Annotated in this window: 20 protein-coding genes; 4 read left to right on the top strand and 16 right to left on the bottom strand. The window is 46.9% G+C overall.

The window, feature by feature from the left end:
- Positions 1–82 precede the first annotated feature (82 nt).
- Positions 83–991: a LysO family transporter gene (locus ACZ5XY_RS08960; protein ID WP_464740894.1), complete on the top strand. Its 909-nt coding sequence runs from the start codon at positions 83–85 to the stop codon at positions 989–991.
- Between the two features lie 56 nt (positions 992–1047).
- Here the strand turns inward: ACZ5XY_RS08960 and ACZ5XY_RS08955 are convergent, their stop codons facing one another.
- From ACZ5XY_RS08955 to ACZ5XY_RS08940, 4 genes are all read right to left on the bottom strand, one after another.
- Positions 1048–1653, bottom strand: coding sequence for an OmpA family protein (locus tag ACZ5XY_RS08955; RefSeq protein ID WP_464740892.1), 606 nt, complete (start codon positions 1651–1653; stop codon positions 1048–1050).
- 51 nt (positions 1654–1704) lie between these two features.
- Entirely contained in the window at positions 1705–2316 is a 612-nt protein-coding gene (locus tag ACZ5XY_RS08950) for an OmpA family protein (RefSeq protein ID WP_464740890.1), read from the bottom strand.
- 17 nt (positions 2317–2333) lie between these two features.
- On the bottom strand, positions 2334–3587 hold the full coding sequence (locus tag ACZ5XY_RS08945; protein ID WP_464740888.1) for an FAD-dependent oxidoreductase: 1254 nt from the start codon (positions 3585–3587) through the stop codon (positions 2334–2336).
- Positions 3588–3678: 91 nt separating this feature from the next.
- A complete protein-coding gene (locus ACZ5XY_RS08940; RefSeq protein WP_464740886.1) occupies positions 3679–4953 on the bottom strand; it encodes an FAD-dependent monooxygenase in 1275 nt (424 codons plus the stop codon).
- A gap of 319 nt (positions 4954–5272) precedes the next feature.
- On the opposite strand from ACZ5XY_RS08940, the gene ACZ5XY_RS08935 reads away from it, so the two are divergent.
- Complete coding sequence (locus ACZ5XY_RS08935; protein WP_464740884.1) at positions 5273–6373, top strand: PhoH family protein; 1101 nt, start codon at positions 5273–5275, stop codon at positions 6371–6373.
- Between the two features lie 99 nt (positions 6374–6472).
- Complete coding sequence (ybeY, locus tag ACZ5XY_RS08930; RefSeq protein ID WP_464740882.1) at positions 6473–7021, top strand: rRNA maturation RNase YbeY; 549 nt, start codon at positions 6473–6475, stop codon at positions 7019–7021.
- A gap of 8 nt (positions 7022–7029) precedes the next feature.
- Here ybeY and ACZ5XY_RS08925 read toward each other — a convergent pair whose 3' ends face one another.
- The gene (locus tag ACZ5XY_RS08925; protein ID WP_464740880.1) at positions 7030–7806 is read right to left on the bottom strand and encodes a mechanosensitive ion channel family protein; all 777 of its coding nucleotides are present in this window, start codon (positions 7804–7806) and stop codon (positions 7030–7032) included.
- Between the two features lie 280 nt (positions 7807–8086).
- Between ACZ5XY_RS08925 and ACZ5XY_RS08920 the strand changes: the two genes are divergently transcribed.
- A complete protein-coding gene (locus ACZ5XY_RS08920; RefSeq protein WP_464743847.1) occupies positions 8087–8803 on the top strand; it encodes a hypothetical protein in 717 nt (238 codons plus the stop codon).
- Between the two features lie 19 nt (positions 8804–8822).
- On the opposite strand, the gene ACZ5XY_RS08915 is transcribed toward ACZ5XY_RS08920, so the two are convergent.
- The 11 genes from ACZ5XY_RS08915 to nuoE all read right to left on the bottom strand — a co-directional run bounded on the left by ACZ5XY_RS08915 (position 8823) and on the right by nuoE (position 22333).
- Positions 8823–9635: a ferredoxin--NADP reductase gene (locus ACZ5XY_RS08915; protein WP_464740878.1), complete on the bottom strand. Its 813-nt coding sequence runs from the start codon at positions 9633–9635 to the stop codon at positions 8823–8825.
- Between the two features lie 79 nt (positions 9636–9714).
- On the bottom strand, positions 9715–11193 hold the full coding sequence (locus ACZ5XY_RS08910) for an NADH-quinone oxidoreductase subunit N (RefSeq protein ID WP_464740876.1): 1479 nt from the start codon (positions 11191–11193) through the stop codon (positions 9715–9717).
- A gap of 2 nt (positions 11194–11195) precedes the next feature.
- On the bottom strand, positions 11196–12821 hold the full coding sequence (nuoM, locus tag ACZ5XY_RS08905) for an NADH-quinone oxidoreductase subunit M (protein ID WP_464743845.1): 1626 nt from the start codon (positions 12819–12821) through the stop codon (positions 11196–11198).
- 4 nt (positions 12822–12825) lie between these two features.
- A complete protein-coding gene (gene nuoL / locus ACZ5XY_RS08900; RefSeq protein WP_464740874.1) occupies positions 12826–14700 on the bottom strand; it encodes an NADH-quinone oxidoreductase subunit L in 1875 nt (624 codons plus the stop codon).
- Between the two features lie 4 nt (positions 14701–14704).
- Positions 14705–15070, bottom strand: a complete 366-nt coding sequence (gene nuoK, locus ACZ5XY_RS08895; protein ID WP_464743843.1) for an NADH-quinone oxidoreductase subunit NuoK — start codon at positions 15068–15070, stop codon at positions 14705–14707.
- 35 nt (positions 15071–15105) lie between these two features.
- Complete coding sequence (gene nuoJ, locus ACZ5XY_RS08890; protein ID WP_464740872.1) at positions 15106–15741, bottom strand: NADH-quinone oxidoreductase subunit J; 636 nt, start codon at positions 15739–15741, stop codon at positions 15106–15108.
- Positions 15738–16286: an NADH-quinone oxidoreductase subunit NuoI gene (gene nuoI / locus ACZ5XY_RS08885; protein ID WP_464740870.1), complete on the bottom strand. Its 549-nt coding sequence runs from the start codon at positions 16284–16286 to the stop codon at positions 15738–15740. The genes nuoJ and nuoI overlap by 4 nt, the downstream gene beginning before the upstream one ends.
- A gap of 40 nt (positions 16287–16326) precedes the next feature.
- Positions 16327–17370: an NADH-quinone oxidoreductase subunit NuoH gene (gene nuoH, locus ACZ5XY_RS08880; protein ID WP_464740868.1), complete on the bottom strand. Its 1044-nt coding sequence runs from the start codon at positions 17368–17370 to the stop codon at positions 16327–16329.
- A gap of 1 nt (position 17371) precedes the next feature.
- Positions 17372–20392 (bottom strand): NADH-quinone oxidoreductase subunit NuoG, encoded by a 3021-nt coding sequence (gene nuoG / locus ACZ5XY_RS08875; RefSeq protein WP_464740866.1) that lies wholly within the window; start codon positions 20390–20392, stop codon positions 17372–17374.
- Between the two features lie 10 nt (positions 20393–20402).
- On the bottom strand, positions 20403–21767 hold the full coding sequence (nuoF, locus tag ACZ5XY_RS08870; protein WP_464743841.1) for an NADH-quinone oxidoreductase subunit NuoF: 1365 nt from the start codon (positions 21765–21767) through the stop codon (positions 20403–20405).
- A gap of 56 nt (positions 21768–21823) precedes the next feature.
- Positions 21824–22333: an NADH-quinone oxidoreductase subunit NuoE gene (gene nuoE / locus ACZ5XY_RS08865; protein ID WP_464740864.1), complete on the bottom strand. Its 510-nt coding sequence runs from the start codon at positions 22331–22333 to the stop codon at positions 21824–21826.
- Between the last annotated feature and the right edge of the window lie 45 nt (positions 22334–22378).

Raw genomic sequence — 22378 nt, 5'->3', positions numbered from 1 at the left:
CGGTCGCGTCATTTTAAAAGCTATCGAATAAGGTAAATCGTGCTACAATCGCCAGTTTGAAACGCGTTTGACGAGCCGGACGATGGAAAGCCTCATTACCCTTATTTTGGTATTAACGCCGCTATTTATTGGCTTTGCCATCCCCTCTAATCCCAAGCTGACTTTAATTACTGATAAATGCTTGTCGTATTTGGTATTTATTATCCTAACGCTCATTGGCATTGAGCTGTCGCAAGTTCACGGTCTTGGCAGTCAGATTGGCGAGATTGCGCTTTATGTGACCGCGCTTTCTGTTTTGACTATCGGCACGGGGCTTTTTGGGCTCAAAATATTTGATACCATCAAGCCGTGGCATGCCAAAACAACAACTGCAAAAACCAATCAGCACCGCGTCAGCATTCGCGGCAGCCTCATTCAAGTGATTTGCGTGGTGGTCGGCTTTGGGCTTGGGCTTATATTGCCTGAAGCGCTGATGCCGCCTGAAAAAACCATGACCGTTTTGCTGATGATTTTGATTTTACTCGTTGGCATTGGACTAAAAGGCTCAGGAATTACTTTAAAAGAAGTGCTACTCAATCGCCGCGGCGTAGAAATGAGCGTCATTTTTACGCTGTCGGTGTTGGTTGGCGGTTTGATGTTTGCGGCGATTTTCAGTGACGTATCATGGACAAAAGGCTTGGCGCTGGCGTCAGGATTTGGTTGGTATTCGCTGTCGGCGATTGTAATGACCGATGCTTACGGCGCGATTTGGGGCAGCGTGGCGCTGTTTAATGACTTAATCCGCGAGTTTTTTGCGCTGATTTTTATTCCGGTGTTTATGCGCCATTACCCGTCGGCGTCGGTAGGTCTTGGCGGGGCGACAAGCCTTGATTTTACCTTGCCCATCATTCAGCAGTCCGGCGGTCTGACGGTCGTGCCGCTTGCAATTAGCTTTGGCTTTATTATTAATATCGTCGCGCCGGTGCTGATGGTGGTGTTTTCGGCGTTTTAAAATTGGGGTTAGATATATCAGCTCGACGCTATTTTATGCCTTAAATCACTCTCATGTTAATGACTTTTTTGCTTTTCAGGTTCGGTCACAAGCGCATAAACTCGCCGATTAAACATATCACCTTCTTCACTATCGAAAGGGGCAATCGGTCTATTTGCGCCGTACTCAGTCGTCGTGATGCGCTCAGGGGCAATATTGAACTTCGAAACTAAATAATTTTTAACCTTATCGGCTCGAGCTTGCGCCAGTGCATTGGGTTTGTTTAAATCGGTGCTATAAACCTCACTTTTGGCACTGTGACCTTCTATCCGTATGATTGCGGTTTTATGCTCTTGCATTCTCAAACCTACCCTTTCAAGTTCGGCTTGATATTTTGGCGAAAGCTCGCTGCTGTCTTTGTCAAAAAAGGCGCGGTATTCTATTTTCAGTCCTCTGTCCATGCTTATAGCAACTTCACAACCATAGTCATCCGTTATGACATTTTTTGGTGTATTTGGACAACGGTCAATGTTATCCGGAACGCCATCACCATCAGAATCAAGATTTACGCTCACGGTTGGCAATGCGACTTTACTATCAGCTGTTAGTTTTGCGGTTTGACACGCGGGTAAGGCTAAAGCGCTGCTAAAAATACCCATAGCTAAATAAACTTTTGATGTCATGATAAAGTCCTTTTTAATACTTATTTTGCCCTTTTTTTATCCTAAATCTTTTTAATTAAAGCCTTTTCTATATTCGTCAGGCTCAAACGCAAGCGCATAAACCCGCCGATTAAGCATATTCCCTTCTTCAGTATCGGATGGCGCAATCGGTCGATTTGCGCCGTATTCAATTGCTTTGATACGATCAGGAGCAATGTTAAACTTTGATATCAAATAATCTTTAACGTTATCGGCTCGAGCTTGTGCTAACGGATTAGGTTTGCTCAAGTCAGCACTAACCACTTCTGTTCTTGAATTATGACCTTCAATCCATAGGTTAGCGTCTTTGTACTCTTGCATTTTTAAGCCGACCTTATTAAGCTCGTCTTGATACTTTGGCAAAAGCTCACTACTATCTTTGTCAAAAAAGGCACGGTATTCCATTCTTAGACCTACCCCTACAGGCGCTAAAGGACAGCCTCTTTCATCGATGACTATATTCCAAGGCGTAGCAGGACATTGGTCGATGCTATCTGGAACGCCATCGCCATCTGAGTCCAAAATGGGAGTCGCAACGGTATTTGTTTGCTGACTAACCATTATTGATTGGGGCGCGGTTTGACACGCGGGCAACGCCAAAGCGCTGCTAGAAATGATAATTGCCAAATAAAAATCCTTTTTCATAGCAAGTTCCTTTTAAGTTAAACCCCACTCGCCTTTTTCGCAAACAGTCGCATCAACGGTTTGATTTTGCCAACGCGATACATACCTTCATTGCGAAGCTGCTGAACGGGTCGAAGCTGCGCCAAATCACCGGCAAACAGCCAATTAATCGCCGAAAAGCTGTGCATCATCATACTGTTATGCGGTCGGCGCTCGCGCTCATAACGGCTGAGCGTTTGCCATTTGCCCCAAGCGTTGCCGCCGCTTCTTTGAAAGTCGCGCTCAAGCTGATTTGCCAAAGCGATCACATCAAGCATTCCTAGATTTAGCCCTTGACCTGCCAGCGGATGGACGCCGTGGGCGGCATCGCCAATCAATGCCAAATTGGGCGCGATATAGCTTTTGGCGTGCTGAGCGGTCAAATCAAAGCTGGCGATGGACTCAATGGTCTCAATCGCGCCAAGTTCATAGTTGCAAGCGGCGGCAAGCTTATCGGCAAGGACGCGCGGCGGCTCAGCAAGCAGTTCAAGCGCCCGATTTCGCGGCAAACTCCAAACGATGGATTGCCAATGCTGCGGATTTGCTTTGTCGCTATCGGTAATATCGGCAAGCGGCAACAGCGCAAGCGTTCCGGTAGGAAGCATGGCTTGACGCGCCGTTGCGTTGTGCGGTTTTTGGGTTTGAATGGCGCAGCAAATCGCGGTTTGCTGATAATCTAAAGTATCAAGGTTAATGGCAGCTTGCCTGCGCACAAACGAGCCGCGACCATCGGCACCAACGAGCAGCGGCGCGCTAAATTGCTGACGATCATCAAGCGTTACCTGATAACCAGTATTTTCCCCGAGCCAATCAAGCGCCTGTACTTTTTGACCTGAAATTAAGGTTAAATCACCGCTGTCGGCGACCTCTTGCAGCCGCTGCCAAAGTGCAAACTCAATTACAAACGGCTCGACCATACTGCCAAGTAAACTGCTTGCCGCCTCATCGTTAAATAACAGCTCGCCCATGCCGTTGAGTTGCCAAACTTGCATCTGAGTATAATCGGCTTTGCGGTCAGATGTGACGATATAGTCCCAAGCGCCAACGGCTTTTAACAGCTCGATACTGGCAAGGCTAAGCGCATAAACTCTTGCATCGCGATGGGCAAGTTTGGCATCCCAGTCTTCAACGCTTAACTTTGGTCGCGCATCAATCAAGGTGACTGGATGCTGATGTTGCGCAAGCTTTAACGCTAAGGTTGCACCAACGATACCGCCGCCGATGATGAGAGTTTGGCTGGATGATTTGCTCACTGGGTTATCCTTATAAAAATCGATGCTATTGATCTTGGGAATTAAAAATTAGACTTTAAAATGACGCTTTAAAATTTTAAAAAATGAGCCATTAAGATTTAAGCCCCATTGCGTAATTGGCAACCAATGGTTTAACGCGAGGCAATTTATCAAAGGCTATCAGCGCCACATTTCGCGCCAATTTCACCGCAGGGTTTGGGTGGGTAAAGCCATAAACGACGGCATCACAAAAGCGAATGACGCGCTTTTGATCGACAAGGCGGGCGCGCTCATAGCGTTTGAGCATGGCATTGTCGCCGATGTCCTCGCCTTTTAGCACTTGTCTTGCTAACATTTTTGCAAGAACGTGAGCATCACGCATGCATAAGTTAAAGCCCTGACCTGCCACCGGATGCAAGGTGTGAGCGGCATTTCCCATAATCACGCAGCGCCCCAAAACTTGGCTTGTTGCAAGCACTCGCGTGAGCGGATAAGCGCCGCGGCGACCGGCTTTTAAAAACTTGCCGGCGCGATTGCCAAACGCTTCTTGCAAAGTTTGTAAAAAATGTGCCTCATCGGTGAGATAGTCGCCTTCTTCACCTTTTGGGCAAACCCAAACCACCGAGCGCCGATGTCCGGTTTGCAGCTCATTATTGCCGTCGCCGTCGGCGTCCGTCAGCGGCAATACTGCCAAAGGTCCTGCCGGACTAAAGCGCTCAATGGCGATATGATTATGAGGCTTATCGGTTTCGACCACGCCAACAATCGCCGTTTGACCGTAATCATATGTCGTCGTATCAATGCCTAAAATATTACGAACGGTAGAATCGCGACCATCACAAGCCACCAAAATACTGCCTTGCAACTGCTGCTCGTTAGTTTCCTCAAAATAGCTAAAAGTTAAGCTTACACTGTCGCTATCTTGCGTCACATCGGTCACTTGAGCGTTATCAATTAAGGTAATCAGCGGATTATCTTGTGCTGCCAAAAGCAACTTTCGACCAAGCCAAGCGTTTTCCATCACCTGACCAAACGATTCGACGTGCTCTTCTTCTTTATCAAGCGCCGCCTTGCCAAAACTGCCCTGCTCGCTGATTTCAACGCCATCAATCCGGCAAGCGTGGCTTTGCAAGCTGTCCCAAAGGTTAATTTCTTGATAAATTTGCACCGTTCGCCGTGATAGCGCCGTGTTTCGGCTGTCCAAATAATGCGTTTGAAAGCCGTCATCATTAGGACTTAATTTTGGAAAGCGGTTTTTTTCAAGCAAGGTGCTTTTAATCCCTTGATGAGCAAGCATTAACGCAAACGACAACCCCACATGACCGCCGCCAACGATTAACACGTGCTCATCAGTAATGGCTGCGGTTGAGCTTTTGACATTTGGCATAAAGTTATCCTTATCATTATTCAATTCATTATTTAATAAAAAGTGGCAAAACCCCATCAAAAAAAGGGCAATCAAACTTTGACTATCTTATAATATTTTGCGTTTACCTGTGTCGTGATTGCTTAACTCCTCAGGCGCAATCTATCAAATTCGTTTTTATCCAAACGGCTAAAACTAAGCAAAAATCTGCGCCGCGCGGTTGCAATCAACATACAAAAACGGCGTACTTTGGCGTGGGATTTGGCTTGAATTTTAAATTCTATCAACCATAATGAAGTCAGGGCTTTTTATAATTTTTGACCATTAGAAGGATAATCGCTTGACTGATACCATAAGCCGCCATGTCACCTTTGAGCATTTGACCCAAGAGCATCTAAAAACCATCTTGGGCGAATTTAACAACCATTTAAAATACCTTCAAGAGCGCCTTGATATTAAAATCAGCCAGCGCAATGGCGATTTTACCTTAAGTGGCGATTTAGGCGGCGTTGAGCTTGGTGAGCGCATTTTATATAAGCTTGCCGATGAAGCGCAAAATTCAAAAGACATCAGCCCGCAAGAGCTGCACTTAATCATTCAATCAAGCCTTGCCCGCGATGAGGACGAGGTGATTGACAATACCCCAACCGCAAAAAACGATGACAATAACAGCGCTGACTTTGACGACCCAAAGGACTTTACGCCAATTACCTTGCGGACGCGAAAAGGCAAAATCATCCCGCGCGGCGGCAATCAGCAGCGCTATGTCAAAAACATTTTAACCTCGGATATCAGCTTTGGTATTGGTCCTGCCGGAACGGGCAAAACGTATCTTGCCGTTGCCTGCGCCGTTGATATGATTGAGCGCAACGAAATTGAGCGTATTTTGCTGGTTCGACCTGCGGTAGAAGCTGGTGAAAAATTAGGCTTTTTACCCGGCGATTTAACTCAAAAAATCGACCCGTATTTACGACCACTTTATGACGCGCTTTATGAAATGATTGGCTTTGAAAAAGTCGGTAAAATGATTGAGCGCCAAGAAATTGAAATTGCCCCGCTTGCCTATATGCGCGGTCGGACGCTGAACAACTCGTTTGTGATTTTGGATGAAGCGCAAAACACCACCCCTGAGCAGATGAAAATGTTTCTAACGCGGTTGGGATTTGGCTCGCGGGCGGTGATTACTGGTGACATCTCGCAAGTGGATTTACCGCGTGGCACCAAATCGGGATTGGCGCAAGCGATGGAGATCTTAAGCGATATCGATGAGATTCATATCACCAAATTTGACTCAAAAGACGTGGTTCGCCATCATTTAGTTCAAAAAATCGTTGAAGCTTATGACGAGTTTGACGACGAGCAAGAGCGCATCAAAGAAAAACGCAAACAAGAGCGCTTGGCTGAACAAGAACAATCGCGATTGGCGAACTTGGAAGCATAAACGGCTTTATTAGCTAAGTCGAACAAAAACCGGAGGGCAAAGGCTTTTCCGGTTTTTTACTGATTGTGATTCATTTAACATTTGAATTTTAGGACAATTATGAATAATGATTCTTGCGAATTAACCATAAGCGCTAATGATAATATTGATGAGGCAGTTTTAGAAAATTATTATAACGAAGATAAGTTAGCAATAGTCGTAAAAACCGCCCTTGATGACATATCCACGCGGCTAAAAGACGAATTAACGCTGCCCTATTTTGCAGATAGTGAGGATTGGTTAGCAGCGCCCAAACTGCTTGATATTTATATCACCGATCTTAAGGAAGGTCAGCAGTTAAATCTGGAGGCTCGCGGCAAAGATTACGCGACCAATATTTTATCGTACCCAAGCGATTTGTCCGAAAGCATGCTGGCGCTTTTACCGGCGCTGCCATTGGGTGAGTTAATCATTTGCCATGACGTCATGACGCGCGAAGCTGCCGAGCAAGGCAAAAAGACCCATGACCATATTCAGCATTTACTGGTTCACGGTATTTTGCATCTACTTGGCTTTGACCATGAATTAGGCAATGCCGAGCAAGAGGAAATGGAAAGCTTTGAAATTGCTATTTTAGCGCGACTTGGCATTGCCAACCCTTATCAATAGCCATACATTTAAGTAGGTTCTTTGAGCGCATATGTCAACGCTTCAAGCAGCTCACATTGCATTTCCCACCAATCCTTATTGGTTGACCAGACATTTAAGGTCAGCTCCACCGAGCTGTCGCCTAAACTGGTGACTTGAACCGTAGGCTCAGGCGTTTTAAGGGCTTTATCATTATCATTTGCAAGCTTGAGCATAATGGCTTTGGCGGCTTTTAGGTTTTTATCAAAGCCCACTTTTATGGTGATATCGACGCGGCGATTGGGAAGCGCGGTAAAATTGGTTACCGCGTTGGTGGTAATCGTGCCGTTTGGAATGATGACATCATGATTGTTAATCGTCGTTAAATGGGTATTAATCAGGGTAATTTGTGAAATCGTTCCGGTAAAGCTGTTAATTTGAACATAATCCCCGCAAACAAATGGTCTAAAGGTGATAATCATGATGCCCGCGGCAAAGTTTGACAACTGGTCTTTTAATGACAAGCCAATGGCAACTGCCGCGCCGCCTAAAATCGCCGCAACCGAGGTGGTATGAATGCCAACATGATTGAGCGCCGATAAAACCACCACAACAAGCAATACGCCATAAAGCAGACGACTTAAAAAGCTTGCCACCGTATCTTCCATTTTGCTTCGCGTCATAACTTTATTAGCAAAGCCAACCACTTTTTTGGCAAGCCAGCGACCGATAAAGAAGATAAGCAAGGCGACGATGATTTTTATACCAATCATCACAGCGTTGTCGGCAAGAACCGCCAAATCCCAATCAAATCCTAAAACTTTCATACCCACTCTTTGGTTTATTTCCCATTAATTTCGTGATTATTACCTTAACCATTTTTATAAAAAATAGCGAGGTTAAGTCTACCACCAATCGCGTTATCTTCTTTAGGAGATTTGCTACAAAGCAGCGCGGATGGTTGTCGGCTGCCGATTTTGTTATATACTCTTTTTTATAGTTTATAAAACCTAAAAATCCTTGCCACAAGTTAGATTGAATAATAAGGACCACACTTTGAGCGATTTTGAAAACGTTGAGGACACCCTTGAGACGATTGGTCAGCGCATCAGCGACGCCCTGACGGACAGCTTTGACAGTTTAAGCCTGCATTTAAGGCAGCTTTATCAAAAAACGGCGGACAAAATGGACGATGAGCTGCACTTGCCGGTTGCCCAAAAGTACGTCAATGACGCTTTGCAAAAATATGTCACCGACAATGTCAAATCAATTTTGGAATTGCGCGTTGAGCTTCACGATGATTGGTTTCGGCTGTTTGCCACCATCAATGTGGCAGGGATTTACACCGAAGTTGCCAGTAATTTTCGCCTTGTTCACGTTCAAGTAGACCGCAATGTTCAGCGCTTTGTCTTTGGTCAGCTGACTTATACGGACGTACTAAATTTGCGCTGCGAGTCGTTCGTCAAACGTCAAGGCATTAAGCTTGCCATTTGGTTTTATCATAGCGTTTTGAAAAAAGACCCGCTTGGGGTGATTTTAAGCTATATCAACATTGCCCGCGCCAAGCAGGACATCATTTATCTTGACATTCACCGCTGGCTGAAAAAGAACGATAAGATTATGAGTGCGCTGCATAAGGTTCAAGTTAATGATGGCGAGGTCGCTGAAGACCAGCTAATTTTAAAAACGCAGGTCAATTATCGCGACCTACTTGGCGGCAGCACCGGCGAGGACATCATTAGTGATAAAGACGAGCCAGACCCTGAATTGATGCAAGGTCCTATCAATCCGCTTGCTGATGCCACTGAACCTGCCGAAGAGTAAAAACTAAGAGTAAAGCCCGCTACCAATAGTTTTCAACGGCAATATTGCCCTCGCCGCGCCGATTCATGACAAACCCCATCGATTTAAGGGTTTCTTTGGTATCCTCAACCATATCAGGATTACCGCAAAGCATGATATGCGCAGAATCAGTCTCTAAATCAACACCCGCAGCTTTAGCAAGGCTACCGTTTAATAATAGTTCTGGTAGTCTTGCATTGAGCGCCCCTGCCATTTTTTCACGAGTGACAATGGGAATAAAAATCAGCTTGGCAGGGTTATCAACCAAACTGCCAAAGTCATCTTGAAGTGATTTAATTTTATCTAAATAAGCCAGCTCATCTTGGGTTCTGGCGCTGTAAGCTAAAATAATATGCTCGTAATCTTGCCAAGTTTGCAGGTCTTGCAGCATGGATAAAAATGGCGCAAGCCCTGTTCCGGTAGCCAGTAGCCATAAATCTTTTGGCGTCGGCGCTTGATAGCGCGCCAACGTTAAAAACCCAAATGGCGTGGTGTTTAAAAGTAGCGTATCGCCAACTTGTAAATGCTGCAGCTCGGAGGTAAACGCGCCATCAGGAATGACGATGGAAAAGAACTCAAGAACCTCATCAAAAGGTGATGACACAATCGAGTACGCCCGAAAAATATCCTCATCCGGCGCGGCGTTTCCGGTTTCAATATGATAACCAAGCTTACTTGGGTTAACTCCAAGGCGAACAAATTGACCGGCGGTAAATTTAAAGCTGTCAGGACGGCTGACCGTGAAGCTGAACAAATTGGGCGTCCACGTCGTTTTACTTAACACGTTAACCATCGCAATGTTTGACTCACTCATGATTTGCCCTTATTTTTCGCCCAAAAAAAAGATGCACCAAGCTTAGCATAACTTGGTGCATCCGTCAGCTTAGCCTTATTTACCAAATGCGGGCAAGGCTCGACCATTCAATCAAGGTATTTGGCAACACCCCAAAGAAGATAATTGCCACCATAACCGCAATGACCATAATCCCACCGGTCTTAATGCCCCACTGACCTGCAACGTCAAACTCAATAAACTCTTTTGGACGTTTAAACAAGGTGAGCATCACGCGAAGGTAGTAAAATAGACCAATCGCACTTCCCAAGATAATCATCGCCGCTAAAAACCAGTTGGTCCCTTGAACCGCTGCTAAAATTGCAAATAACTTGGTGATAAATCCTGCGGTTAGCGGAACGCCGGCTAATGACAGCATCATAATGGTCATGACAGCAGTTAATACCGGTCGGCGCCAAAATAAGCCTTGATAATGAATTAAATCATCAGCTTCACCGGCTAAGCGATATGGGCTTGACATCAAGGTCACCACCCCAAACGCACCGATTGAGGTCAACGCATAAACCGCCATATACATGCTTGAAATGCTGTCCGCTGCCGCGCCAATGCTGACGATGACCACTAAAACATAGCCCATATGCGAGATGGATGAGTAACCCAATAAGCGCTTAAGACTGGTTTGGCGAACGGCAAGTAAGTTACCGGCCAAAATAGACAAGGTTGCCATGACCATTAACAGCATCTGCACTGCTGGTAACGCAAGCAAGGCGGAATCCACCAAAAAGCGAATGGCAAGTGCCATCATCGCCACTTTTGACACGGAAGCTAAGTAAGTGGCAATCGGCGCCGGCGCACCTTCGTAAACGTCCGGCGTCCAAGTATGAAATGGCGCTGCGGACAATTTAAAGCCAATACCAAACACCATCATCGCCGTTCCTAACACCAGCATGGGCGACTCAAAGATATTAACCAGCATCATGCTGATGGGTTTAAAGCTTAGCGTTCCCACTTCAGCATAAATAAATGCCATTCCCATTAAAATGGTGGCTGAAGCGGTTGCCGACAAGACCAAATATTTAAGTCCCGATTCAAGCGACTTATTGCGTAAGTAAGTGTATGACAGAAGACCGTAAAGCGGAACCGATAACAGCTCAAGACTCATGAAAAACGCCGCCATATGCTGAGCGCAAACCATGAGCAGCGCCCCTGCTGTTGATAATAACAGCAGTAAATACAGCTCGTCTTTATTGTCATTTAAATTGGCAAGATAAGCGTAAGCCAGCGTACAACACGCCAGCGCACAGATAAAAATCACCACCATATTAAACTGAGCAAAATTGTCCATGACAAATAACTGCTCAGCGTTTGGTAGCGTCGTGCCGCGACTAATCAGCCCTGCCATCTGCCCGATTAAGGTAAATAACCCAATATTTAATCCAGCCACGGTAATCGTTGCGGTCACCACATGTGAGCGCTTTATCGTGATGGAAATCATCACCAAAAGTATCGTGATGACCACCGCAATGATTGGCGCAAAAGGCATGAGCCCCATCAAATCAGTCATTGTAAACTCAGTCATGATTAGCGCGCCTCCACTGCATCAAGCAATTGCGACATATCAATTTGCATTGCTTGATTATTAACATAAGCATTATTAATCCACTGCATCGCATGACTTGAGGTATCAAGCACCGGCTGCGGGTACAATCCAAGCCAAACCAGTCCGGCAGCAAGTACAAGAAGTAAGGTTAATTCACGTTTGCCCAAATCTTTTAAGCGGCGGCTTGGCAAGCCATGGGACTTAGTTTCGTGAAGGGCGACCTCAGGAATGTTGTTTACGCCAAATAACGCGCGATAAATCAAAATCAGCGAGTAAAGCCCTGCTAAGACCAAGCTGATGGTTGCCAGAACCACAAACACCGGATACGTGGCAAACGAGCCAAGTAAAATCATAAACTCGCCAATAAAGTTACCCGTCCCCGGAATACCAAGCAGCGCGGCACAAAAGAACATCAGCATCGGCGCATAATAACGGAACTGACCCCACATTCCGCCCATCAAGGTTAAATCACGAGTATGCAAGCGCTCGTACAACTGACCTGCCATAATAAACAACGCCGCCGAACTTAAGCCATGCGCCAGCATTTGCACCATCAACCCTTGCAGGCTTAGCAGCGTTCCGGTATAAATCGCCAGCACCACAAAGCCCATATGCGAAATACTGGTATAAGCAAGCAAGCGCTTCATATCGGTTTGCATAAAGGCAAGCCAAGCGCCGTAGAAAATACCAATCGTTCCAAGGGTGATGGCAATCGGCGCAAACTCTTGCGAGGCTGCCGGAAACAACGGCAACACAAAACGCAATAAACCGTAAGCTGCTGTTTTGATCAACACCCCTGCCAAATCCACCGAACCTGCGGTTGGGGCTTGCGCGTGAGCATCCGGAAGCCAGCCATGAAATGGCATAATCGGTAATTTAACCGCAAAGCCAATAAAAAAGCACAGCATGATGGGATATTCCCAACCGCCAAGTGGCACCCCAATCAAATCATTGTAATTAAAGCTGACCACACCGCGAGTGGCATAATTGATAATGACCAAAATCAAAATACCAATCAGCATGATTAGCCCTGAGGCTTGGGTATAAATAAAAAACTTCGTTGCCGCGTATTCTTTACTTTTGCCGCCGACCACATCATGACCCCAAAGGGCAATCAAAAAGTAAATTGGAACGAGCATCATCTCCCAAAAGAAGAAGAATAAAAACAAGTCAATGGCAAGAAAAACGCCAATAACGCCGCCTAAGCTCCAAAGCAAGTTTAAATGGAAAAACCCAACTCGGCGCTGAATTTCATTCCAAGAACAGGCAACCGCCGCCACGCCCAAAAATCCGGTCAATGCCACCATCAACAGCGACAAGCCATCCATCGCCAAATGAAAGCTAATGCCAAAGCTTGGAATCCAAGGCACACTAAACTGTGCCATCCAAGGCGCTGACGCATCCGGCGTAATCGACTGCTGACTGAGTCCGGTAAAGCCGCCTTGCTGCCAAAGCACTAAAGATAGCGCAAAGGTAATTATCATGCCAATGAGCGCAATCCAGCGCGGCAAGCGTTTATTGACCCGCTCAACAAGCCAGCACAGCAGCCCTGCAATAAACGGGATGGCAATCAGCGCCGGCAGCAGCCATGTTTGTTGTAACTCCATCATCTTATACCACCGTCATCATTACCAGCACCAACAGGACAGCTGCACCCAACCCAAAGCTGGCTGCATAACCGCGAAGTGACCCAGATTGTGTCAAAGACAGCATCTTATTGCCCGCTGACGCCAGCATCGGCAAAATATTCCAAGTCTTATCGACAGGGTCAGCTTTCACCAAGCGACCAATCATCAAAAAGGGTTTCACAAAAATAATATCGTAAAGCGCATCAAAGCCCATGCCATGATAGCTAAAGTGATACAGCGCGCCGCCAAATTTTGACGACTTAAAGCGCATCAGCATCCGACCTTTATCCACCACGTACAACAGCGCTGCAATAATCAATCCTGCAACCATCGCGCCCATCGCGATAAATTCAGCCGTATGCTTATCATGAGCATTTCCGGCAGCCTCAAGCAAATAACCATAGCTTTCTGGCAGCACATTGTGCAGTGGTGGCACAATCAGCGCCCCAACACCGGTAGATAGCACCAGCAAAATCACCAACGGCAACCAATATGACACGCCTGTAAGTTTATGAGCTTTCGTTCTTTCTTCACCAAAGAAAATAATCCAAATCATTCTAAAGGTATAAATGGCGGTTAAAAATGCGCCAAACACGCCCATATAAAACAGCACTTGATGACCGGTGGCAAAGGTTTCCCATAAAATGGCTTCTTTGGAATAAAAACCAACGGTAACCCAAGGAATTGCCGCAAGCGCCCCACCACCAATCAAATAACACCAAAAAACCAGAGGGATTTTCTTACGAAGCCCACCCATTTTAAAGATATCTTGCTCATGGTGAACGGCTAAAATGACCGCCCCTGACGACAAGAACAACAACGCTTTAAAAAACGCGTGGGTCATTAAGTGGAAAATTGCCCCTTGCCAAGCGCCAACCCCAAGTGCCAAGAACATATAACCAATTTGGCTCATGGTTGAATAAGCAAGAATTCGTTTAATATCGGTTTGCGCAAGGGCACAAAATCCGGCAACCACAAGGGTAATTGCGCCAACCGCGCCAACCCAATACAGTAAAACTTCAGGCGTTAATAAAAACAGCGGATGCATTCTGGCAATTAAATAAACACCAGCCGTGACCATCGTTGCGGCGTGAATCAAAGCTGATACCGGCGTAGGACCTGCCATCGCATCGGCAAGCCACGTATGCAGTGGAATCTGCGCCGATTTGCCCATGGCGCCGCCAACGAGCATCATTGTGGTTAACACCATCGTTGGGTTATTGATGCTAAATATTTCAGGCGCTCGGGTAATGATTTCTTGAATGTTGAGCGTTCCAAATTCGCGGAACAATAAAAACAGTCCAAACGCTAAAAATACATCACCAACGCGGGTCACGGTAAAGGCTTTAATCGCTGCCCGACCATTCGCACGGTCAGCAAAGTAAAAACCAATCAGCAAGTATGAACAAATCCCAACGCCTTCCCAGCCAAGGTATAACAACAATAAGTTATCCCCTAAAACGAGCAGCAGCATACTTGCCACAAACAGGTTCATATAGCTAAAAAAGCGCGCAAATCCAGACTCGCCGCGCATATACCATGACGCAAACAAATGAATTAAAAAGCCCACGCCGGTAATGACGCCGGTCATGGTCAATGCCAAGCCATCAAAACTCAGCCCAAAGCTTGGTGCAAAATCGCCCACTTGAAACCACGTCCAAAGCGGCATCTCAACCACCGCGCCGGCAGGCTCGGTAGTTAAAAACTCAAAACTTGCATAAAGCGCACAAAGGGCAGACAAGAGCATACTGCCAACGCCGACAATGGTTGCCACCGTCTCAGACAGTTTGTCACGCAAAAAGGCTAAAATTAAAAAGCCAACGAGCGGAAATATAAAGGTGAATGGTAATAAACTCATGACATCATCCTTTCATCTCGTTGGCGCTGTCGACATCTAAGTGACCACGCTTATGATAAAACTGCAACAATATGGCAAGCCCAATGGATGCCTCAGCGGCAGCCAAGGTCAAAATTAAAATAAACATCACCTGACCATCAGGATTGACCCAGCGGCTACCGGCAACCACAAAGGCAAGCGCGGCGGCGTTCATCATAATTTCAAGGCTCATCAGCATAAATAAAAAATTGCGCCGAACCATCACCCCACAAAGACCAATGGCAAATAAAATTCCGGCTAAAATTAGCCCGTGGCTCATCGGAATGACCCCAAGCACATTTTGCGCCTCGATAATAGGCGCTTGTCCTATCACCTCATGAGCAAACGGCATGGCGCTCATTTCCGCCGCGCTTACAGCTTGTACCATCAGTCGAACTCCTTACGCGGCGCTTTTTTCAACCCCACAAACTCTTGCGGGTCAACCTCAGAATAATGAAACTCTGCGCCTTGATTTGCGTTCACATCATCGATAATGGCATCACTAAGCGATTTTTTTCCCAAATGATACGCCGCAACCAAAGCTGCTAACAGCAATAACGCTGAAATTTCAACAATCATAATATAGTGACTAAAGAGCACCGTTCCGACCGCTTTGGCAGGAACACCAACGCCCCCAATCACTGCCGCATCATTGTGACCCATCGCAAGCATGGCAAAAATAATCACCGCAACAATAATGGTCAGCCCCGTTGGCACCGCCCAAGTTTTGGCATCAAGCCAGCTTTCTTCAATCAACTCATTGCGCATGCCAAGGTTGAGCATCATGATCACAAAAACGAACAACACCAAAATCGCACCGGCATAAACGACAATTTCAAGCGCTCCTGCAAACGGCGCTCCTAAAATAAAAAAGATTCCGGCAACCGCAAGCAAAGACACAATCATCGATAAAATAGCATGAACCGGATTGGCGTGAATCACCACGCGCAAACTTGCAAAAATCGCCACCGCAGCCAACGCATAAAACCCAACCAAATCAGGATTGTTAAGCAAATTCATCATGGCAATAGGCTCCTTAAATCAATCGGTGCCGCTTCGTTTTGCGCCGCGCCTTTAGGTTTATCCGCAATTGCCATTCCGGTTACGCGATAATAGTTATAATCCGGATATTTTCCAGGCCCTGAAATCAGCAAATGCTCTTTTTCATAAACCAAATTTTGGCGGACATATTCCCCAAGCTCAAAATCCGGCGTCAGCTGAATGGCGGTCGTTGGGCAAGCCTCTTCACACATCCCGCAAAAAATACAGCGCGAAAAGTTAATCCGAAAAAATTCAGGATACCAGCGACCATCTTCGCGCTCAGCTTTTTGCAGGGAAATACAAGCCACCGGACACGCCACCGCGCAAAGGTTACAAGCCACGCAGCGCTCATCACCATCGGGGTCACGGGTTAAAATAATGCGACCACGAAACCTTGGCGGCACCGGAACCGGAACCTCTGGGTATAAAATGGTATCGCGCGGCCGTAAGGCGTGGCTATTGACCATCCACATACTGCGGACAATGGTAAATATCCCAATGACCGTCTTTTTTATCGTCGTAAACATAGGATTGCAATCCTTATCAACATCTTTCAAGCCGGATAAGTTATAGCTTTGGGAAAAACAGTAAAATGACCGCTGCTGTGACCAATAAGTTAATTAGCGTTACCGGCAAACAAACCTTCCAGCCAAAATTCATCACCTGATCGTAGCGAGGCCGCATCAGTGAGCCGCGCGCCAAAATAAACATGGTCATAAAAAACAGGGTCTTAATAATGAACCAAAACGCCGGCGGCACAAACGGAATGTTGAGGTTAAATGGCGCAAGCCAGCCCCCAAAAAACAAGCACGTCATCAGCGCTGAAATCAATACCACGTTGACGTACTCGCCAATAAAGAACATCCCAAATTTCATTCCCGAATATTCAACGTGATAACCCTCAGCAAGCTCTTGCTCGGCTTCTGGTTGGTCAAACGGATGACGGTGAGTGACCGCAACGCCTGCCACCACAAAGGTTAAAAAGCCAAAAAACTGCGGAATAATAAACCAGCCATCCACTTGGGCTTCAACAATCGCGCGCAGGTTAAATGAGCCGGTAAGCGCCACTACGCCCATGAGTGACAAGCCTAAGAACACTTCATAGCTGATGGTTTGCGCAGCTGAGCGTAGTCCCCCAAGTAAGGAGAACTTATTTGCTGACGCCCAACCACCAAACATCACCGCATAAACCGCAATCCCTGCCATGGCAAAGAAAAATAAAATCCCAATGTCCCAATCGGCAACACCTAAGGTTGGCGACACCGGAATAATGGCAAAGGAAGCTAAGGCGGTGAACATGGCCACCGCAGGCGCAAGGGTAAAAATAAACTTATCGGTAAAGTTGGGCGTCCAATCTTCTTTAAAAAAGATTTTGAGCATATCGGCAATCAATTGCAAAGAGCCAAACGGCCCTACGCGGTTTGGACCATAGCGGTCTTGCCAAAGCGCCAGCATTCGGCGCTCATAAACAATCATCAATGCCGCGGTAATCACCACCACCAAAAAAATCACAATGGCTTGAATGACCATAAACAAGATTGACCACGTTTCAGCGCTCAAACTCGCTGCCAAAAAGCTTGGCACTTCAGGAATAATTCGCGTCACAGTCATCTTAAACCTCTTGAATAGTCGTTGGCGCAAAGTCCGCGCGGTCAGAATCAATGCTTGGCGCGGCAACTTTGCGAACGCTTGCCGGCATGGCGTGATGCAAAATTTCCACTTGACCGACCGGATAACCAATACAGCCTTCTGCCAAATACGGCACGACTTGAACCGGAAGCGTCATCGCTTGCTGATTGACCGCGATTTCTAAATAATCGCCCTCATTAACTTGCCAATTTTGAGCGTCCTCAACCCCAATCTTCCAAGTGGCAGTAGGCAACTGTGATGCCACAACAGGGCTTCGTGATGCCATCTCCGCACTTGCAAAAATATTATAAAGCGGAACCAGCTTTGCTTGACCTTGTTGTAAATCAGTCGTTCGATTTGAAGCATCAGGAGCAACATATTGACGGCGCGGCAAACGCTCAACGCTGTCAAACAAGCGAACGCCAGGGTCGCCTTGTTTTAAGCTGCCGCCCACTTTATCTTGGTATTTGTTCCAAGCTTGTGGTGAGTTCCAACCGGGGAATTGGGCAAACGGAATCATCGCGCTTGGCGTTTTTGTTCCGCTATAGCCTTCCATTGAAAACGTCAAACTGGTATCTAAATCTTTTGGCTGCATCGGCTCATGAACAGAAATTGGCGCTCGCATTGCCGTCCGACCAGAATAGCGGCGCGGCTCACGGGCGATTTTTAGCCCCGTAATTCGAAAATCAGCATCCGGCGCCGCGTTTTTAATGCCCACCAGTTTTGGATGCGTGCTCACCAAGGCTTGAATCACATCATCAAGCTGAGTCCAGTCGATGCCGCGACCCAAACTGGTGCTATGAATGGCATGAAGCCAGCGCCAGCTTTCTTTAATCGCGCTATTGGGGTGGTAATAATTGTTGTCATAGACTTGGAAAAAGCGCTGAGCTCGGCCTTCAGCGGACACCAAGGTGCCATCAGCTTCAGCAAAGCTTGCGGCAGGAAGTACCATTGCCGCCGCGTCATGCCAATCAAAATGCTGATGGTCTAAAACAATAACCGTTTTTTCCGCCAATAATTGCGCCAACTTTTGCGGCTCGATGACATTGGTCAATTGGTTTTCAGCAACGATTAATACATCAAAATCAGCTGCTAATAATTCTTCAGCCGACTGACCGCCAAGCAAGCAAACGCCTAAACTGTTGGCATCAGGAGCGGTTAAATACGTTCCGGCTTGACCATGGTAGCGCGTATTGACTTCTTTTAATTCAAGGGCGCTTGCGGGGTCACGCTCCGTATCGTCTTGAACGTCTTTATCACCAGCAACTTCAGATTTTTCAGGTTTAGCAGCAAGCTCGATATCATCCTCTAATTGCGGCGTTGCGGCTTGTTTTGCTTGGGCGGCGCGAACTTTGTCATTATGCGCTTTTACTTGCTCCGCTTCGGTTGCTTTAATCGCTTCACGTTTTTGGGTGAGCGCTTGCGAGATTTGCGCGGCCGCTTCAATGAGTGCAATAGACGATAAGCTGCTTCCAGATACCACAAGGGGTCGATTGGCAATGATTAAATCATAAGCAATTTGCTGAGCAAGCGAGGTCATTGCATCGGCGGTATCATCAATATTTGGCGCGTCAATCGCAGCTAAATCATCGTTGAAAGTGTTAATTTCTTCAGCGATTTTAAAGCCAAGGGCGATAATATCTTCAGGGGTTGCCACGCAGCTGATTTTACTAATATCATCAAGTTTTGTTTGCGCCACATCAATGACGTAAACTGGACTTTTCGCCCCTTGCGCAATTCGCATGACCGGTTCAGCAAGCCAAGGCTGAGTTTTGGTCGCTGCTGCCATTTCAATGGCTTTATTTTTTGCCGATTGCCGAATGGCTAAGGCGACACGTGAGGATGTTTGGGTAATATCTTCACCCAAAACCAATACCGCGTCATGGTCTTCAACTTCTTTTAAGCTTGGGTTGTAAATGCCTTCAGATTGCAGCACTTCAATGGTTTTTTCCATCAAGGCTTGCTGCTCGTGATTTAGCCCCGTTGAAAAATTCTCAAAACCAACCATGGTTTTTAAGGCAAAGTTCGTTTCAAGACTTGCTCGCGGCGAGCCAATCCCAACCACTTTTTTATCAATGACTTCACTAACGGCGCGGTCAAGGGCATAATCAATGCCAACTTGCGACCAAGCGCCGTTACTTTGGGCTACCGCTTGAACTGGACGGTCAGCGCGGTTGACGTAACCGTAGCCAAAACGACCGCGGTCACATAAAAAATAGCCGTTAACGTCGCCATTGTAGCGGTTTTCAATTCGGCGCAGCTCGCCGTAGCGCTCACCGGCTGAAATGTTACAACCTGCTGAGCAGCCATGACAAATGCTTGGCGCGTACTGCATGTCCCACTTTCTGTTATAGCGGTCGGAGTGAGTTTTATCAGTGAAAACGCCAGTTGGACAAACTTCAGTTAAGTTTCCTGAAAACTCGCTTTCAAACTGACCGTCTTTGTCGCGACCAAAATAAACGCGGTTGTTTGACGCATAAACGCCCAAATCCTCGCCGCCAGCATAGTCTTTATAAAAACGAACGCAGCGATAACAAGCGATACAGCGGTTCATTTCGTGGGCAATAAATGGCCCTAAATCTTGGTTGTAATGGGTGCGCTTGGTAAAGCGGTAGCGGCGCTCATTGTGACCGGACATATAAGTCATGTCTTGCAAATGACAATGACCGCCCTCTTCACAAGTTGGGCAATCGTGCGGGTGGTTGGTCATGAGCAGCTCAACCATCGACTTACGAAACGCTTTGGCCTCGTCATCGGTCACCGAAATATACATATCATCGGTGGGCGCAACCATACATGACATAACAAGGCGACCGCGACCAGCTTCTAAATCCTCCGCATTTTGGTACTGCTTCACCGCGCACTGACGGCACGACCCAACCGAGCCGAGCGCCGGATGGTAACAAAAATACGGCACATCAATGCCCAAGGACAAACACGCCTGCAGCAAGTTGTCAGCGCCATCGACCTCAACCGTAGTTCCATCAATATGAATGACTGCCATGCCGCTCTCCTTATTGTTCGCCTAGGGGCGCTTGAGCTGCAGCATCAATGGCTGAAACCCCAACCGCTCGGGCGATTTTTTGCTCAAATTCAGGTCGGAAATACTTAATCGCGCTCATTAACGGCTCCATTGCTCCTGGAGCGTGGGCGCAAAAGGTCTTACCAATCCATAAGTCGCGGGTTAGCCCTTCAAGCTTTTCAATATCGCCTTCTTGACCTTCACCATCATTAATCGCGGTCAACAGTTTGACGCCCCAAGGCAGACCATCACGGCACGGCGTACACCAACCGCAAGATTCGCGCTGAAAAAAGATTTCTAAATTGCGAAGCAGCGCGACCATGTCTTGCTCTTCGTCAACCACCATAATCAGCCCTGTTCCCATTCGGCTTCCGGCTTTTTGAATGGTGTCAAAATCCATGATAACGTCTAAATGCTCAGCCGTTAAAAAGTCGGTTGATGCGCCGCCTGGCAGCCAAGCTTTTAATTTTCGGCCATCTTTCATGCCGCCTGCAAAGTCTTCAATGATTTCACGAGCAGTATAGCCAAAGGGCAACTCCCAAAGTCCGCCGTCATTAACAAGACCCGAGCAGCCAAACAATTTCGTTCCGGGGGTTTCGGTTTTACCTTTGGCTTTGGGTAAATCTTGATACCACTTGCTGCCATGCAAAATAATCGCCGGAACGTTATTTAAAGTTTCAACGTTGTTCACCACCGTTGGGCGACCCCAAGCGCCGGCAACTTGAGGAAATGGCGGCTTGGTTCGCGGGTTAGCCCTACGACCTTCCAAGCAATTAATCAGCGCCGTTTCTTCACCGCAAATATAACGCCCAGCGCCGGTGTGAACGTGCAAATCAAAGCTAAAATTGGTTCCTAAAATGTTATCGCCAAGCATATTGTTGGCAAGCATTTCATCAATGGCGGCGTTTAAACGCTCAGCGGCTAAAATATACTCGCCGCGAATAAAGATATACCCTGCCGTTGCGCCAATGGCGTAGGCGGAAATAATCATCCCTTCAATCAATTGAAACGGTAGGCGCTCCATCAACAGCCGGTCTTTAAACGTTCCCGGTTCCATCTCATCAGCGTTACAAAGTAGGTATCGTGGCCCTCCATCTGGCGGCGCCATCAGTGACCATTTAATACCGGCAGGGAATCCTGCACCACCGCGACCTTTTACCACCGCTTCTTTAATGGTGTTTAGCGTTGTTTCAGCAGATTGATTCAATGCCATTTTTAACGCTTCAAAACCGCGAAGTGACTCATGGGTTTTAAAATCAAGAACGGCATCATGGTGGGCTAAGCGCCACGTTAACGGCTTAGTTTCGCTTGTTGCCGTGGCTTTATCGCCATAAATCGGGATGCGCTGATTGTTCAATTGGCTTGGGGCAAGACCCTTTTGGCGTTGGGCAATTTGTTCGGCTACGTTAAGACTCATGCGTAAAGCTCCAATAATTGGGCGACTTCCTCAGGCATCACAGGGCCGTAAGTGTCTTCATCAATCAAAACGGCAGGACCTTTGTCGCAGTTGCCAAGGCAGCAAATCGGCAATAAGGTAAATCTGCCATCGGGCGTTGTTTGACCGTAATCAATACCAAGCTCGGCTTTTAAAGCGGCGGTTAAGGCTTCATAACCGGTCAAATAACAAGCAATGGAGTCGCAAATCAAAATCACATGGCGACCAACGGGCTGACGGTAAATTCGGTTAAAAAAGGTTGCCACGCCATCAATATCGGTCACCGGAATGTCTAGCATATTGGCAATGGCGTTGACTTGCGCGTCATCGACCCAGCCATTACGCTTTTGAACGATTTTTAGCGCATCAAGCGAGGCGGCTCGGGCATGCGGATAGTGATGCATAAATTCATGAATTGCTGCAATTTCATCCCCTGTCAAAATACTTGCCACATCAACTTTGGGCGCTTTATCAGTCACAATCTTCATATTTTTTCTCTATCCTCACCCGGAGAAGAACTGCTTAATTTTGGC

It is taken from the genome of Psychrobacter sp. GTC18467 (assembly GCF_055397455.1).
This window is presented reverse-complemented; position numbering and strand designations above follow the sequence as displayed.